Annotated in this window: 9 protein-coding genes; 4 read left to right on the top strand and 5 right to left on the bottom strand. The window is 65.4% G+C overall.

Features of this window, described 5'->3' with window-relative positions:
• Window positions 1-114: 114 nt before the first annotated feature.
• Window positions 115-1,869 carry an acetyl/propionyl/methylcrotonyl-CoA carboxylase subunit alpha gene (locus tag G7Y29_RS02210; protein ID WP_165003700.1) on the top strand — a complete coding sequence of 585 codons (1,755 nt, stop codon included), beginning with the start codon at window positions 115-117 and terminating at the stop codon, window positions 1,867-1,869.
• 45 nt (window positions 1,870-1,914) lie between these two features.
• Window positions 1,915-2,391: a GNAT family N-acetyltransferase gene (locus G7Y29_RS02205; protein ID WP_165003698.1), complete on the top strand. Its 477-nt coding sequence runs from the start codon at window positions 1,915-1,917 to the stop codon at window positions 2,389-2,391.
• On the opposite strand, the gene G7Y29_RS02200 is transcribed toward G7Y29_RS02205, so the two are convergent.
• Window positions 2,388-5,798: a pyruvate carboxylase gene (locus G7Y29_RS02200; RefSeq protein WP_165003696.1), complete on the bottom strand. Its 3,411-nt coding sequence runs from the start codon at window positions 5,796-5,798 to the stop codon at window positions 2,388-2,390. The two genes, G7Y29_RS02205 and G7Y29_RS02200, sit on opposite strands and share 4 nt — an antisense overlap.
• 218 nt (window positions 5,799-6,016) lie before the next feature.
• Between G7Y29_RS02200 and G7Y29_RS02195 the strand changes: the two genes are divergently transcribed.
• On the top strand, window positions 6,017-7,360 hold the full coding sequence (locus G7Y29_RS02195; RefSeq protein ID WP_165003694.1) for a M20 metallopeptidase family protein: 1,344 nt from the start codon (window positions 6,017-6,019) through the stop codon (window positions 7,358-7,360).
• A 60-nt stretch (window positions 7,361-7,420) separates the two neighbouring features.
• On the opposite strand, the gene G7Y29_RS02190 is transcribed toward G7Y29_RS02195, so the two are convergent.
• The 3 genes from G7Y29_RS02190 to prpD are packed head-to-tail and all read right to left on the bottom strand — an operon-like array spanning window position 7,421 to window position 11,016.
• Complete coding sequence (locus tag G7Y29_RS02190; protein ID WP_165003692.1) at window positions 7,421-8,569, bottom strand: bifunctional 2-methylcitrate synthase/citrate synthase; 1,149 nt, start codon at window positions 8,567-8,569, stop codon at window positions 7,421-7,423.
• Window positions 8,570-8,581: 12 nt separating this feature from the next.
• Window positions 8,582-9,505 carry a methylisocitrate lyase gene (gene prpB / locus G7Y29_RS02185; protein WP_165003690.1) on the bottom strand — a complete coding sequence of 308 codons (924 nt, stop codon included), beginning with the start codon at window positions 9,503-9,505 and terminating at the stop codon, window positions 8,582-8,584.
• On the bottom strand, window positions 9,505-11,016 hold the full coding sequence (prpD, locus tag G7Y29_RS02180; RefSeq protein WP_165003688.1) for a 2-methylcitrate dehydratase PrpD: 1,512 nt from the start codon (window positions 11,014-11,016) through the stop codon (window positions 9,505-9,507). The genes prpB and prpD overlap by 1 nt, the downstream gene beginning before the upstream one ends.
• 167 nt (window positions 11,017-11,183) lie before the next feature.
• On the opposite strand from prpD, the gene G7Y29_RS02175 reads away from it, so the two are divergent.
• Window positions 11,184-12,467, top strand: coding sequence for a helix-turn-helix domain-containing protein (locus G7Y29_RS02175; RefSeq protein WP_165003686.1), 1,284 nt, complete (start codon window positions 11,184-11,186; stop codon window positions 12,465-12,467).
• Here the strand turns inward: G7Y29_RS02175 and G7Y29_RS02170 are convergent, their stop codons facing one another.
• On the bottom strand, window positions 12,468-13,874 hold the full coding sequence (locus tag G7Y29_RS02170) for an NAD(P)H-quinone dehydrogenase (RefSeq protein WP_165003684.1): 1,407 nt from the start codon (window positions 13,872-13,874) through the stop codon (window positions 12,468-12,470).
• Window positions 13,875-13,878 lie beyond the last annotated feature (4 nt).

The following is a 13,878-nucleotide window of genomic DNA, read 5'->3' as shown; positions in this document are numbered from 1 at the left end:
GGAAGCTAAGTTTCACCTCGCACGGGGCGACTGTAACATTGCCCCGCGTAATGTGGTTATACCTAGCTGAACCGATAGTGCCGAAATTGTCGCAGTAAGGACGGAACTCAAGTCGTGTCTAAGTTGAAGAAGGTGCTCGTCGCCAACCGCGGTGAAATCGCCGTTCGCGTTATCCGCGCCACAAAGGACGCGGGCATCGCCTCCGTGGCGGTTTACGCCGAACCTGATGCCACGGCCCCGTTTGTCGAGCTCGCCGACGAAGCATTTGCGCTCGGGGGTAACACCGCTGGCGAGTCCTACTTGAACATGGACAAGATCCTCAAGGCTGCCGCCGACTCCGGCGCGGATTCGGTCCACCCCGGTTACGGCTTCCTCTCCGAGAACGCCGAGTTTGCAAGGCGCGTGATCGACGCTGGATTGACCTGGATCGGCCCGCCGCCGGAGGCCATCGCCGCCCTAGGCGACAAGGTCACCGCGCGACACATCGCAAAGGCGGCAGACGCGCCGATGGCGCCGGGCACCAAAGACCCGGTGGCCGACGCGGATGAGGTCATCGCCTTCGCCGACGAGCACGGCCTGCCCGTCGCCATCAAGGCCGCTTTCGGCGGCGGCGGCCGCGGCATGAAAGTCGCCTACACCCGCGAGGAGATCCCGGAGCTCTTCGAGTCCGCGACCCGTGAGGCCGTCGCCGCCTTCGGCCGCGGTGAGTGTTTCGTGGAGCGCTACCTGGACAAGGCCCGCCACGTGGAGGCCCAGGTGCTGGCGGACCAGCACGGCAACGTGGTCGTTATGGGCACGCGCGACTGCTCCTTGCAACGCCGCTTCCAGAAATTGGTCGAGGAGGCCCCCGCCCCGTTCCTGACGGACGAGCAGCGTGCGCGCATCCACTCCTCCGCCAAGGCGATCTGCCGCGAGGCCGGTTACTACGGTGCTGGCACCGTCGAGTACCTCGTCGGTGCCGACGGCTTGATCTCCTTCCTCGAGGTCAACACCCGTCTGCAGGTGGAGCACCCCGTTACCGAGGTCACCGCGGGTGTCGACCTCGTGCGTGAGCAGTTCCGCATCGCCGAGGGTGAGACCCTGCGCTTCACCGAGGATCCGGCCCCGCGCGGCCACGCCATCGAGTTCCGCATCAACGGCGAAGATGCTGCGTCGAACTTCGTGCCCGCGCCGGGAACCGTCACAGAATACGCCGAGCCTACGGGCCCGGGTGTGCGCGTGGATTCAGGCGTGCGTGCCGGTTCCGTCATCGGCGGCCAGTTCGACTCCATGCTGGCTAAGCTCATCGTCCACGGTGAGACCCGAGAGGAGGCTATCGAACGCTCCAAGCGTGCTTTGGCCGAGTACACAGTTAATGGCCTGCCCACGGTCATCCCGTTCCATCAGGCCGTGCTGAATGATCCGGCATTTACCGGCAACGGGGATTCTTTTGACGTCTACACGCGCTGGATTGAGGAAGAGTGGGTGAACGAAATCCCCGCCTACTCGGAGTCAGGCGGCGACGAGGGTGAGGAAGCCGAAGGCACTCGAACATTTGCCGTGGAGGTCAACGGCCGCCGCATCGAGATCGCACTCCCCCAATCGCTCGTGCTCGGCGGCGGCGCGCGCCGCAAACCGAAGAAGCGCCGCTCCTCCGGTTCCAAGGTGGCTGCCTCCGGCGATGCCGTTGCCGCCCCCATGCAGGGAACCGTCATCAAAGTCAACGTCTCCGAAGGCGACGAAGTCGCAGAGGGTGATGTTGTCCTCATCTTGGAGGCCATGAAGATGGAGAACCCCGTCAAGGCACACAAGTCAGGCACGGTCACCGGCCTCGCCGCGGAAGAAGGCGGGCAGGTGAACAAGGGAGCGGTGCTCATGGAATTGAAGTAGCTAGACGCCTTTAAACCTTCGCGCCCTGCACCTAGTGTGGGGCGCATGGCTTTTACCCTCCACCCAGCGACTGAATCCGATCGAACCTACCTCCAGCGCCTGAACTTTCTAGCTGACGTGTTTGGAGACGAAGACGGCGAACTTTCCGACGACGCCGTTCGCGGCGTCGAAAGTTACGTGGATGACTGGGACCCCCAGCGCGACGGGGGCGTCATTGCGTTTGACTCCTACCGCACTCCCGCCGGCGGGGTGTGGCTGCGCTACTGGAAAACCCCTGAGGAGGGCCACGCCAACCTCGGCCCGGATGTGCCGGAACTGGCCATTGCGGTTGAGAACCGGTTCGCCGGCAACGCGCTTGGGGCCACGCTTCTCGACGCTGCTTGCGAACTCGCCCGCTCGCAAGGCGCCAAGCGCATCGCCCTCTGGGTCGATCCGGAGAACCCGCGCGCCCGGCACCGCTACGAAGTGTTCGGATTCTCAGACACAGGCACGGGTGCAGCGACAATGGCGATGGATCTCTAGCTGATCACCACCACGAGGTCTCCCCCCTCAACCTTCGTCGCCTGGGTAAGCGCCACGCGCTCGACGGTGCCGTCCTTCGGAGCGGAGATCGCCGCCTCCATCTTCATCGCCTCGATAGAGGCCACCTGGTCGCCGGCCTTCACTTCGTCGCCCGCGGCGACTGTCACGTTGACTACACCGGCGAATGGCGCGGCGACGTGGCCCGGGTTCGATGAATCCGCTTTTTCCACCTCCGCGACGGAGGACTCCGCGCTTTCATCCCGCACACGCAGCGGGCGGACCTGGCCGTTGACGGTGAGGATGACCTGACGCATTCCCTTATCGTCGGCGTCGCCGATCGCCTCCAAGCGCACCACGAGCGGCGTCTTTTCCTCGTCCACTTCCCCGTAGTAGATCAGGTTTTCCTCGCCCTCGACAAGGCCGTAGAAGAAGGTCTTGTCGGAGAGCTGGTCGGTGATGCCGTAGGTGCGGCGGTGTTCCACGAACTCCTCGTACTGTTTCGGGAACAGCAGCTTGTCCAGCGTGGCGCGGCGTACCTTGCATTCGTCGGAGGCCAACGCCTCAGCGGCCTGGGCAGGCACTTCGACGGTGCGGTCGACCACGGTGCGGTCCTCCAGCGCCTTGTCGCGCAGTAGCGGCCAGCCGCCGGGAGGGGTTCCCAGCTCGCCCTGGAGGAACCCGATGACGGACTCGGGGATGTCGAACTTGCGGGGGTTCTCGGCGAAGACGTGCGGTTCCACGCCCGCGCCCACGAGGTGCAGGGCGAGGTCACCCACGACCTTCGACGACGGCGTCACCTTCGTCGGGCGCCCGAGGATCTCGTTCACCGCGGCGTAGTAGTCTTCGATAAGTTCGAAGCGGTCGCCCAGGCCCAGCGCGTTGGCCTGCGTGCGAAGGTTCGAAAGCTGGCCGCCCGGGATTTCGTGCCTGTACACGCGGCCGGTCGGGCCGGGAATGCCGGACTCGAAGGGGGCATAGACCTGGCGCACGGCCTCCCAGTAGGGTTCCATGTCGGACACGGCTTCCAGCGAGAGGCCGGTGTCGCGTTCGGTGTTGGCGAACGCCGCTACTAGCGCGGACATCGACGGTTGCGACGTCGTGCCCGCCAGCGGTGCGGAGGCGACGTCGACCACATCGGCGCCGGCGGCCGCGGCGGCGAGGTAGGTCGCGAGCTGACCGCCCGCGGTGTCGTGGGTGTGCACGTGGATCGGCAGATCGAAGCGCTCGCGCAGCGCGCCCACGAGGCGGGTCGCCGCGGCCGGGCGCATCAACCCGGCCATATCCTTGATGGCCAGCACATGCGCGCCCGTGCCGACGATCTCTTCGGCCAGGTTGAGGTAGTAATCCAGGGTGTACAGGTCCTCGTTCGGGTCGAGCAGGTTACCGGAGTACGCCATCGCCACCTCGGCAACGGTGGTGTTGGTCTCCAGCACGGCATCGATGGCCGGGCGCATCTGTGAGACGTCGTTAAGCGCGTCGAAGATGCGGAAGATGTCGATGCCGGACCGTGCCGCCTCGGTGACGAATGCCTTGGTCACGCTTTCCGGGTACGGGGTGTAGCCGACAGTGTTGCGGCCGCGCAGCAGCATCTGCAGATTGACGTTCGGCAGCGCTTCGCGCATCTCGTCCAGACGCATCCACGGGGATTCGTGGAGGAAGCGCATGGCCACGTCGTAGGTCGCCCCGCCCCACGCTTCTACCGAGGTCAGCTGCGGGGTGAGGTGGCCGACGTGCTTCGCCGCGGCGATGAGCGTGTTGGTGCGGATGCGGGTGGCCAGCAGCGATTGGTGGGCGTCGCGGAACGTCGTGTCGGTCACGCCAAGGGCGGTTTGGGCGCGCAGCTTTTCCGCCCACTTGGCGGGGCCGAGCTCGAGTAGGTCGTCGCGCGAGCCGCGCGGCACATCGCCGTAGTTGAGCTCGGGCAGTTTCTTCGACGGCGCGATGTTGGTCGGGCGTGGCCCGTTCGGCTGGTTCACCGTCACGGAGGCCACGTAGTCGAGGATGCGGCCGGCCTCGTCACCCGCCGCCGGCGCTTCGAGCAGGGAGGGATGATCGGTGATGAAGTTGGTGTTGATGCGCTCAAAGCGGAAGTCCGGATCTGAGAGCAGCTGGCGCAGGAACCCGATGTTGGTGGAGACGCCGGTGACGCTGAACTCGTTGAGCGCGCGCAGGGATCGGTCGACCGCGATCTGGAAGTCCTTGCCGCGGCAGGTCATTTTCACCAGCAGGGAGTCGAAGTTCGGGGTGATCTCTGTGCCGACGCCGACTGAGCCGTCGAGACGCACGCCCGCGCCGCCCGGCGAGCGGTAGCCGGTGATCAGCCCGGAGTCGGGGCGGAAACCGTTGGCCGGGTCCTCGGTGGTGATGCGGCACTGCAGCGCCGCGCCCGTCAGGGTGACCCCGTCCTGGCTCAGTCCTAGGTCGTCAAGCGTCGCGCCGGCGGCGATGTAGAGCTGGGAGCGCACGATGTCGACACCGGTGACCTCCTCGGTCACGGTGTGCTCGACCTGCACGCGCGGGTTCATCTCGATGAAGACGTGGTTGCCGCGCTCATCCACGAGGAACTCGACGGTTCCGGCACCCTCGTAGTTGATCTCCCGGCAGAAGCGCACAGCATCGGCGCAGATCTTTTCGCGCTGCTCCTGAGTGATGTGCTGCGCAGGCGCGATCTCGACGACTTTCTGGTGGCGGCGCTGGAGCGAACAGTCGCGCTCGAAGAGGTGCATGACGTTGCCCTGGCCGTCGGCAAGAATCTGCACCTCGATGTGCTGCGGGTTAATCACCGCGCGCTCGATGTAGACCCGGGAATCACCGAATGCTGCCTCCGCCTCGCGCGAGGCTTCCGCAGCGAGCTTTTCGACGTCCTCCGGACGCTCGATGAACCTCATTCCGCGACCGCCGCCGCCCGCGACCGCCTTGACGAATACAGGGAATTCGAAGTCCTTGGCGTACTCGGCAAGCTGAGCCGGGTCGTCCGAGGGCTCCGAATCCTTCAATGTGGGCAACCCGGCGCGCTCCGCGGCATGGACCGCGGCCGCCTTGTCACCGGTCAGGTCGAGGGTCTCCGGCGAGGGGCCGATGAACCTGATGCCATTATCCGCGCACGCACGAGCCAGCTCCGCCCGCTCCGAGAGGAACCCGTAACCGGGATAGACAGCATCCGCGCCGGACTTTTTCGCGGCACTGATGATCTCGTCGATGTCGAGGTACGCGCGGACTGGCTGGCCTTCGACACCAATCTGCACGGCCTCGTCGGCGAACGGACGGTGGAAGGAGTTGCGGTCCTCGCGCGGATAGACGGCGACGGTCTTCGCTCCCGTCTCGAAGGCGGCGCGGAACGCGCGGACCGCGATCTCACCGCGGTTGGCCACGAGAACTTTGTTGAAGTGCGGAAGGGGTTGATTCACGGTGGGCCGGTCCTTTCCCGGAAGCGAGAGGATGAACACCCCCGATTCTACGGTCACCCGGGAGGTGGTGAGGCGGATACGGGGGTTTTGCCCTCCCCTGCCAACGGCCCCGAGCAGGCGTAGGCTCGATTTTGTTCGATGTCGAACGTCATCGAGCACTTTCAAACGAATACGTACGACCCGCGCACACGGACCCTACTTCACACTGAGGAGGAACCATGACGGATAACGATCTGTCTGGCCTGTACGAAAAGATTGACGCAGCCGCGTCCGAGGTGGCCCAGGATGTCATCGAGTGGCGCCACCACATTCACCAGAACCCCGAGCTGTCGAACCGCGAAGAAAACACGGAGAAGTTCATCCTCGAGCGCCTCGAGGAGATCGGAATTGACGGGGACGACATCGTCTCCGGCATCGCCGGCCACGGCGTCGTGGCCTACATTCGGGGCGGCAACACCGACGGTGACCCCCGCACCATCCTCTTGCGGGCCGACACCGACGCTTTGCCAGTCAAGGAAGATTCCGGGGAAGAGTTCGCTTCCGAGAAGACGGACCAGGATTACCCCGGTGGGCCATTCCCGATTGCGCACGCCTGCGGCCACGACACCCATGTCGCGATGCTTCTCGGTGCCGCCAAGGTGCTTCATGGCCTGCGCGACGAGATCAACGGTGACATCTTGCTTGTGTTCCAACCCGCCGAGGAAGGTCCGCCGGCAGGCGAAGACGGCGGTGCGGACCTGATGGTCGAAGAAATGGATGAGCAGGGTTTCTTCAACCCCGCCCCCTCCATGGCGTTTGGCATCCACATCGGACCGGCGCCGGTGGGGTCCATCACGTATGCACGCGGCATTCAGAACGCCGCCTCCGAGACGGTAAAAATCACCATTGTGGGTGAACAGGTCCACGGCTCGACCCCATGGCAGGGAATTGACCCGATGCCGGCTGTGGGAGACGTGCTGAGCAACATGGGGCAGATCTATCGCCAGATTGACGTGAAGGAACGGTTCTCGATCACGCTCGGCCACATTGTCGACCAAGGCCGCTTCAACATTGTGGGCAAGCAGGTGGAGATTTACGGTACCGTGCGCTCACTGACGACGGACGTCGTTGAGGACATCAACCGCCGCATCGAGCGCTACGTCACCAACATCGCTGAGGCGCACGGTTGCACGGGCTCGGTTGAGTTCTCGGACGAGATCCCGCCGGTGGTCAACGCGCCCGAATGGATCGACGCTATTCTCCCAACTTATGAGCGCGTGGCTGGCGACAAGCCGGTTGTCGAGATCCCGCCGTCGATGGGCTACGACGACGTCTCCGAGTTCATCGCCCGTTTCGGCGGCGTCTACGCCCTCCTCGGCGGCCAGGACATCGCGTTCACGCAGGACGGGAAGGTGGAGAAGGTCGGCGACGAAAGCCGCGGCATGGTGCCTAACCACAGCCCGCAGTTCTACGTCAACGACGACGCACTCGAATACGGCGTGCGCCTCCACGCCCACGTGGCAGTGGACCACCTCATGGGTGAGCTCAACGCCGAGGTAGCGGGCACCGAGGACGAAGCCTAAGCCGCACAAGAAAGGACCCGGTCCCCGTGAACAGCGGGGACCGGGTCTTAGCGTGCTGAGCTACTTCTCCGGCACGTGGCGCTCGTCCGGCCCGTTGTAGGCGGCCAGCGGGCGGATGATTGTCGGATTGCTGTACTGCTCGATGATGTGGGCGGTCCAGCCGGTAATGCGGGCCATCACGAACAGCGGCGTGAAGAATTCGATACCGAAACCGAGAATGTAGTAGGCCGGCCCGGCCGGGAAGTCCAGGTTAGGCATGATGTGGATCGACGTGTTGTCGTACATGGTCTTGGCCATGATGTCGTACATCTCGACCCACTTCGCCGCGTCCTTCTCCGGGTGCTCGGCGGCCAGCTTCTTGAAGCAGGCCTCCATGGTGGGCACACGCGAGTCACCCTTCTTGTACACGCGGTGGCCGAACCCCATGACAAGCTCCTTGTTCTTGAGCTTGTTCAGAGTCCACTCCTCGGTCTTGGCCGGGTCGCCGATCTCGACGAGGTTGTGCATCACGAACTCGTTCGCGCCGCCGTGCAGCGGGCCCTTCAGCGCACCGATCGCGCCGGTGACGGCGGACCAGGTATCGGAGTTGGTGGAGGTGATCACGCGGGCCGCGAAGGTCGAGGCGTTGAAGGAGTGCTCCGCGTAGAGGATCATCGACTTCTCAAACGCCTCAATGTCGGAGGGGATGGTGGCCGGCGATCCCTCGCCGTCGCCGAACACCATCCACAGGAAGTTTTCGGCGTACCCGCGGTTGGCATCCGGCTCGATGTAGCCCTCGCCCCGACGGCGGCGAATGTCCAGCGCCACGATGGTCGGCAGCTTGGTCAAGAGCGTGAGCGCGACATCGCGGATGTGGTCCGCGTCCCGGGTGAACTTGTGCTCGTCGCGCGAACCGAGGAAGGACACCGCCGTGCGCACCACGTCCATCGGGTGGCAATCCTTCGGCATGGCCTCGATCACGCCGATCAGCTCGTCGTCAAGCCCGCGCCGCGCGCGCGCCTTGGCGTAGAATTCCTGCAGCTCCGCGTCGGTGGGCAGCTCGCCGTTCCACAGCAACAGCGCCACCTCTTCGAAGCTGACGTTGTCGGCCAGTTCCTGCACCGGGTAGCCGCGGTACAGCAGCGAATTAGTTTCGGGGTTGACTTTGGAGATCGCCGTGTAGTCGGCGATGACGCCGTACAGGCCCTTGCGCACTTCCTGCTCAGTCATGGTGGATCCTCTCTACTTCTCGAACTTCTGGCTGTAGGTGTCCACTGAATAGGTGAACACGGATTGGTCGAACTGGTTGTACTCGTCGTAGCGAACGAGCTCGTACAGGCGGGAGCGGTGCTGCATGCGGTCCAGCCACGCTTCCTGGGTGCCCGTCTGGGCGATCTCGCGCAGCATCGCCTCGGTCTGTCCCATCGCGGTGCGGAACGTGGTTACCGGCCAGATCACCGCGTTGTAACCGAGTTCTTCGAGGCGGCCGGCGGGGATAAGGTCGGTCTTGCCGAACTCGGTCATGTTGGCCAGCAGCGGGATGTCCACGGCGGCGCGGAATTTCTCGAAGTCGGCCTCCGAGTACAGCGCCTCAGTGAAGATGAGGTCCGCGCCCGCGTCGGCGTAGGCCTTGGCACGCTCGATCGCGGCGTCAATGCCTTCGATGCCGGCGGCGTCGGTGCGCGCGCAGATGACGAAAGCATCGTCGCTGCGCTCGCGCACGGCCGCGGTGATGCGGCGCAGCATGAGGTCGCGGGGCACGACCTCCTTGCCGTCGAGGTGGCCGCAGCGCTTGGGGTTGACCTGGTCCTCGAGGTGGAGGGCGGCCACGCCGGCGGCCTCGAACTCGGAGACGGTGCGCGCGGAGCTCATGGGTTCACCGAAGCCGGTGTCGGCGTCGACAAGCACGGGCAGGTTGGTTACCCGCGCGATCTGGCGCGAACGGGCGGCGACCTCCGTCAAGGTGGTCAGGCCGATGTCGGGCAGTCCGAGGTCGTTTGCCACGACGGCGCCGGAAACGTACACGCCCTCGAATCCGCCGATGTCTTCGATCAACCGCGCCACCAGCGGGGAGAAAGCGCCCGGCAACTTGGTGATCGTGGGCGAGTTCAGTGAGTCGCGCAACGCTTGACGACGCTCGTGGGGCGTCTTTACTGGAGCGAACATCAGAAGATGCCTGCCGGTGTCTCGGGGGCCTGCGCAGCTGCCTCGTCGGTGACGCGGACGTTGAGCTCGCGCAAATCGGTGAGGTTCTCCAGGTCCTGCGCGGCGGCGAGGAAGCGCTCCTGCTCCTCCGGGGAAACGATGCCCTCGGCCAGGGTGCGGAACTTGCGGATGTAGTCCTCGCGGCCAAAGGGGCGGGCGCCGAGCGGGTGGGCGTCGGCGACAGCCATCTCGTCCTCGATGACGGTGCCGTCGGAGAAGGTGATGAACGCCTTGGCGCCGAAGGCCTTCTCATTCGGGTCGGTCGAGTGGTAGCGGCGCGTCCACTCCGGGTCCTCCACCGTGGAGACCTTGTGCCACAGCTCGACGGTCTCCGGGCGGCCCGCGCGCTCCGGGGTGTAGGAGTCGACGTGGTGCCAGGTACCGTCCTCGAGGGCCACAGCGAACATGTACATGATCGAGTGGTCGAGGGTCTCACGCGAGGCGGTCGGATCCATCTTCTGGGGGTCGTTCGCACCGGTACCGATGACGTAGTGGGTGTGGTGCGAGGTGTGCAGGACCACCGACTCGATGTCGGCGGTGGTCTTGCCCTCCTGGGCAATCGTGGCCTTCATGCGGCGGGCCAGGTCGATCGGGGCCTGCGCCTGGTATTCCGCGGAGTGCTCCTTGGTGTAGGTGTCCAGGATGGCGCGCTTCTCCTCGCCGTCGGCCGGCAGCGGCACGACGTAGGTGCGCTCCGGAGAGTGCAGCAGCCACGCGATGACGCCGTCCTCACCCTCCCAGATCGGGGCGGGCGCGCCCTCTCCGCGCATCGCCCGGTCGACGGCCTCAATTGCCATCTTGCCGGCGAAAGCCGGGGCGGACGCCTTCCAGGACGATATCAGGCCCTTGCGCGACTGGCGGGTGGCGGTTGTGGTGTGCAGTGCCTGGCCGACGGCCTGGTAAATGGTATCGACGTCGAGGCCGAGCATGGTGCCGATGCCAGCCGCGACCGACGGGCCGAGGTGCGCGACGTGGTCGATCTTGAACTCGTGCAGGGAGATGCCCTTGACCAGGTTGACCTGGATCTCGTACCCGGTGGCGATGCCGCGGATCAGGGCCTTGCCGTCGAGGTTCTTGTGCTGGGCCACGGCGAGGATCGGCGGAATGTTGTCGCCCGGGTGGGAGTATTCGGCCGCGAGGAAGGTGTCGTGGAAGTCGAGCTCGCGCACGGCGGTGCCGTTGGCGAAGGCGACCCACTCCGCAGAATAGTTGCCGTCGACGCCGAAGACCGGGGCTCCGCCCTCGGTGACGGGGTGTGCCTGCGCCATGACGCGGGCGGAGGTGACGGGGCGGCGCGCGAAGGAGGCGACGGCGACGGAGGCGTTGTCGATGATCCGGTTGATGATCATCTCCTTGGTGTCCTCCGGGACCTCGACTGCGTCCGCGGCGACCTTGGCCACCTTGTAGGCCAGGTGCTCCTCGATCGGGAATTCTTCGGCGGAGAGGTGGGTGCGTACTTCGTGGTTGATCATGGGGGTGCGTGACTCCTCGCATCGCGGTGACAATGGTTCACCTCATAGTAGAAGCATTGATGTGACGCCCGCCATGATTGAAAATGTGAAATTATGCGAGCGTATCTGGACCCTTGTGTAAAATTTGTGAAATCCCAGTTCACGCGAGCGGAAGGACGGTGCCCGGGATGACGAAGCTTTTCGCGGGGGGACGGATTCGGACGGTGCGCCGCCAGCACGACCTGACCCAGGTGGATATGGCACGTCGGATCGGCATCTCCACCAGCTACCTCAACCAGCTGGAGAATGACCAGCGCCCATTGACTGTCTCTGTCCTCGTCCAGCTCACGCGGGTTTTCGGCCTCGACCCCGCCTACTTCTCGGGCGACGACGAACGCCGCACCCTCGCTGAACTGTCGGGCCTGCTCCCGTCCGTTCCCCAGGACGTGCTGCGCAACGTGATCGCCCGCTACCCCGGTGTGGCCGACAGCATCCTGGCCATCCCGCGCACCATCGGGGTCGAGGCCGTGAACCCGTATACCGCGGTGCGCAATTTTTTCCAGGACAGCCGCAACTACTTCGACGACCTCGACCGCGCGGCGGAGGATTTGGCCTCCGGAGCGCGAGGGCGCCAGGCGCGGCTCACCAGTCTCGCGGCAGCCTTCGACCAGCGCCTCGGTTACACAGTGCGGTTCAACCAGGCGGCCGAGCTTGTCGGCGGCCCCCGCTCCGCCGTCGACGCCCCAGCGCGCGAGCTACGCCTGCGCGCCGGGCTCACCGAGGCCCAGCAGTGTTTCGAGTTGGCCTACCACTACGGTCTCCTGACTCACAGCTCGCTTATCGACGCCCACTTGGACGCCCGCCCCGGCACCATGGAGGTGGGGAAGTCGAGGGCGATCGCCCGCCACGGCTTGGCGCAGTATTACGCCGCCGCGGTGACCATGCCCTACACGGAGATTTTGGAAACGGCTGTGAGCACCCGGTACGACATTGAGGTGACCGCGGCGCGGTTCGGCACCAGCTTCGAGTCCACCTGTCAGCGCCTGGGCACCCTTCAGCGGCCCGGCGCGGCCGCCGTACCTTTCTTTTTCATCCGCACCGACCGCGCCGGCAATATTTCCAAGCGCCAGTCCACTACGTCATTCCCGTTCGCGATGTCCGGAGGCACGTGCCCGCTGTGGGTGGTGCACCGCGCCTTCGACACCCCGAACCGGGTGACACGCCAGGTCTCCGTCATGCCCGACGGCGGCCGGTTCCTGTGGGTGGCGCGCATGGTGCAGGGGCCCACCTCCGGTTTCGGCGAGCCCCGCCAAGAGAACGCGGTCGCGCTCGGCTGTGACATCGCGCACGCCGAGCAGCTCGTCTACGCCGACGGTCTGGATCTCAGCCCCGGCTCCGCCACCCCAATCGGCCCCGGTTGCGAGATGTGCCCGCGCGACAGCTGCCCGCAGAGGGCGTTCCCGAAACTGTAGCTAATCCAGGTCGGTGGAGGTCACCAGGCGGCGGGCTGCCTCGGTGATCGAGCCCGACAGCGACGGGTAGACCGCCATCGACTCGGCGAGCTGCGCCACGCTGAGGTTGTTGGTCACCGCGATGGTCAGCGAGAGGATGAGCTCGGAGGCGGTCGGCGCGACGATGACACCGCCCAGCACTTGGCCAGAGCCCTTGCGGGCGAAAATTTTGACGAAGCCGTGCTGCAGCGAACGCATCTTGGCGCGCGGGTTGGTGGACAGCTCGAGCTTGATCACGTCTGCGTCGACCTCGCCGTTCGTGATCTGCTGCTCGGTGACGCCGACGGCGGCGATTTCTGGGCGGGTGAACACGGCGTTGCCCACCGTCTTCAGGCGTAGCGGCTCCACACCCTCGCCGAGGGCGTGGTGCATGGCAATCCGGCCCTGCATCGCGGCGACGGAAGCCAGTGGCATGAGGTCCGAACAGTCACCCGCGGCGTAAATGCCGGCGACGTTGGTGCGCGAGACCCTGTCAACGTGAATGTGGCCGGACGGCGTCATGGCCACGCCGTTCGCCTCGAGGCCCAGGTCCTTAGTGTTCGGGATGGAGCCGATGGACATGATGCAGTGGGAGCCTTCGATGGTGCGCCCGTCCTTGGTGGTCACTACAACGCCATCACCGGTGTTCACCACGCTGTCGGCGTAAGCGTCCTTGACCACCTCAACACCGCGTCCCGCCAGTACGCTCTCGAGCACGTCGGCGGCGTCCGCGTCGTCGTGCGGCAGGATGCGGCTGCCGGATGAGACCATGGTGACCTTCACGCCGAGCTCGGCGAAAGCGGAGACGAACTCTGCACCGGTCACGCCCGAGCCGACCACGATGAGGTGCTCCGGCTGCTCGATCAGGTCGTAGACCTGCCGCCAGTTCAGGATGCGCTTGCCGTCCGGCTCCGCACCCTTGATCACGCGCGGGGACGCTCCGGTACAGACGAGCACCATGTCAGCGTCGACACGCTCGAAGTTGCCGTCCGGGTACGTCACCTTCACGCTGTGGGTGGTGTGGCCGGTCTGCTCGGAGGACAGGGCGGCCATGCCGCGGATGACCTTCACCCCGGCACGCTCGAGCTGCATCTTTATGTCGCGGGCCTGCTCGGAGGCAAGCGCTACAACGCGGTTGTTCAGCGCCGTGATGAGCAGACTCGCCCCACCCAGGCCATGGTTGAGGCCCATGTCGTCGGCGCGGCGCAGGTCGGTCTTGATGTTGGACGCCGCGATGAAACCCTTCGAGGGCACGACGTCGAGGTTGATCGCGGAACCGCCGATGGCCCGATTCTCGATCAGGGTGATGTCCGCCCCGTACTTCGAGCCTGCGAGCGCGGCCTCGTAGCCTGCGGGGCCACCACCGATGATGACGATCTTCTTGGACACCTAC

This window comes from Corynebacterium qintianiae (genome assembly GCF_011038645.2).
Lineage (GTDB): Bacteria > Actinomycetota > Actinomycetes > Mycobacteriales > Mycobacteriaceae > Corynebacterium > Corynebacterium qintianiae.
This window is presented reverse-complemented; position numbering and strand designations above follow the sequence as displayed.

Coding starts and splice junctions, on each gene's coding strand:
- G7Y29_RS02205 (WP_165003698.1), top strand. CDS start 1,915: ATGGCTTTTACCCTCCACCCAGCGACTGAATCCGATCGAACCTACCTC.
- G7Y29_RS02195 (WP_165003694.1), top strand. CDS start 6,017: ATGACGGATAACGATCTGTCTGGCCTGTACGAAAAGATTGACGCAGCC.
- prpD (WP_165003688.1), bottom strand. CDS start 11,016: ATGATCAACCACGAAGTACGCACCCACCTCTCCGCCGAAGAATTCCCG.
- prpB (WP_165003690.1), bottom strand. CDS start 9,505: ATGTTCGCTCCAGTAAAGACGCCCCACGAGCGTCGTCAAGCGTTGCGC.
- G7Y29_RS02190 (WP_165003692.1), bottom strand. CDS start 8,569: ATGACTGAGCAGGAAGTGCGCAAGGGCCTGTACGGCGTCATCGCCGAC.
- G7Y29_RS02175 (WP_165003686.1), top strand. CDS start 11,184: ATGACGAAGCTTTTCGCGGGGGGACGGATTCGGACGGTGCGCCGCCAG.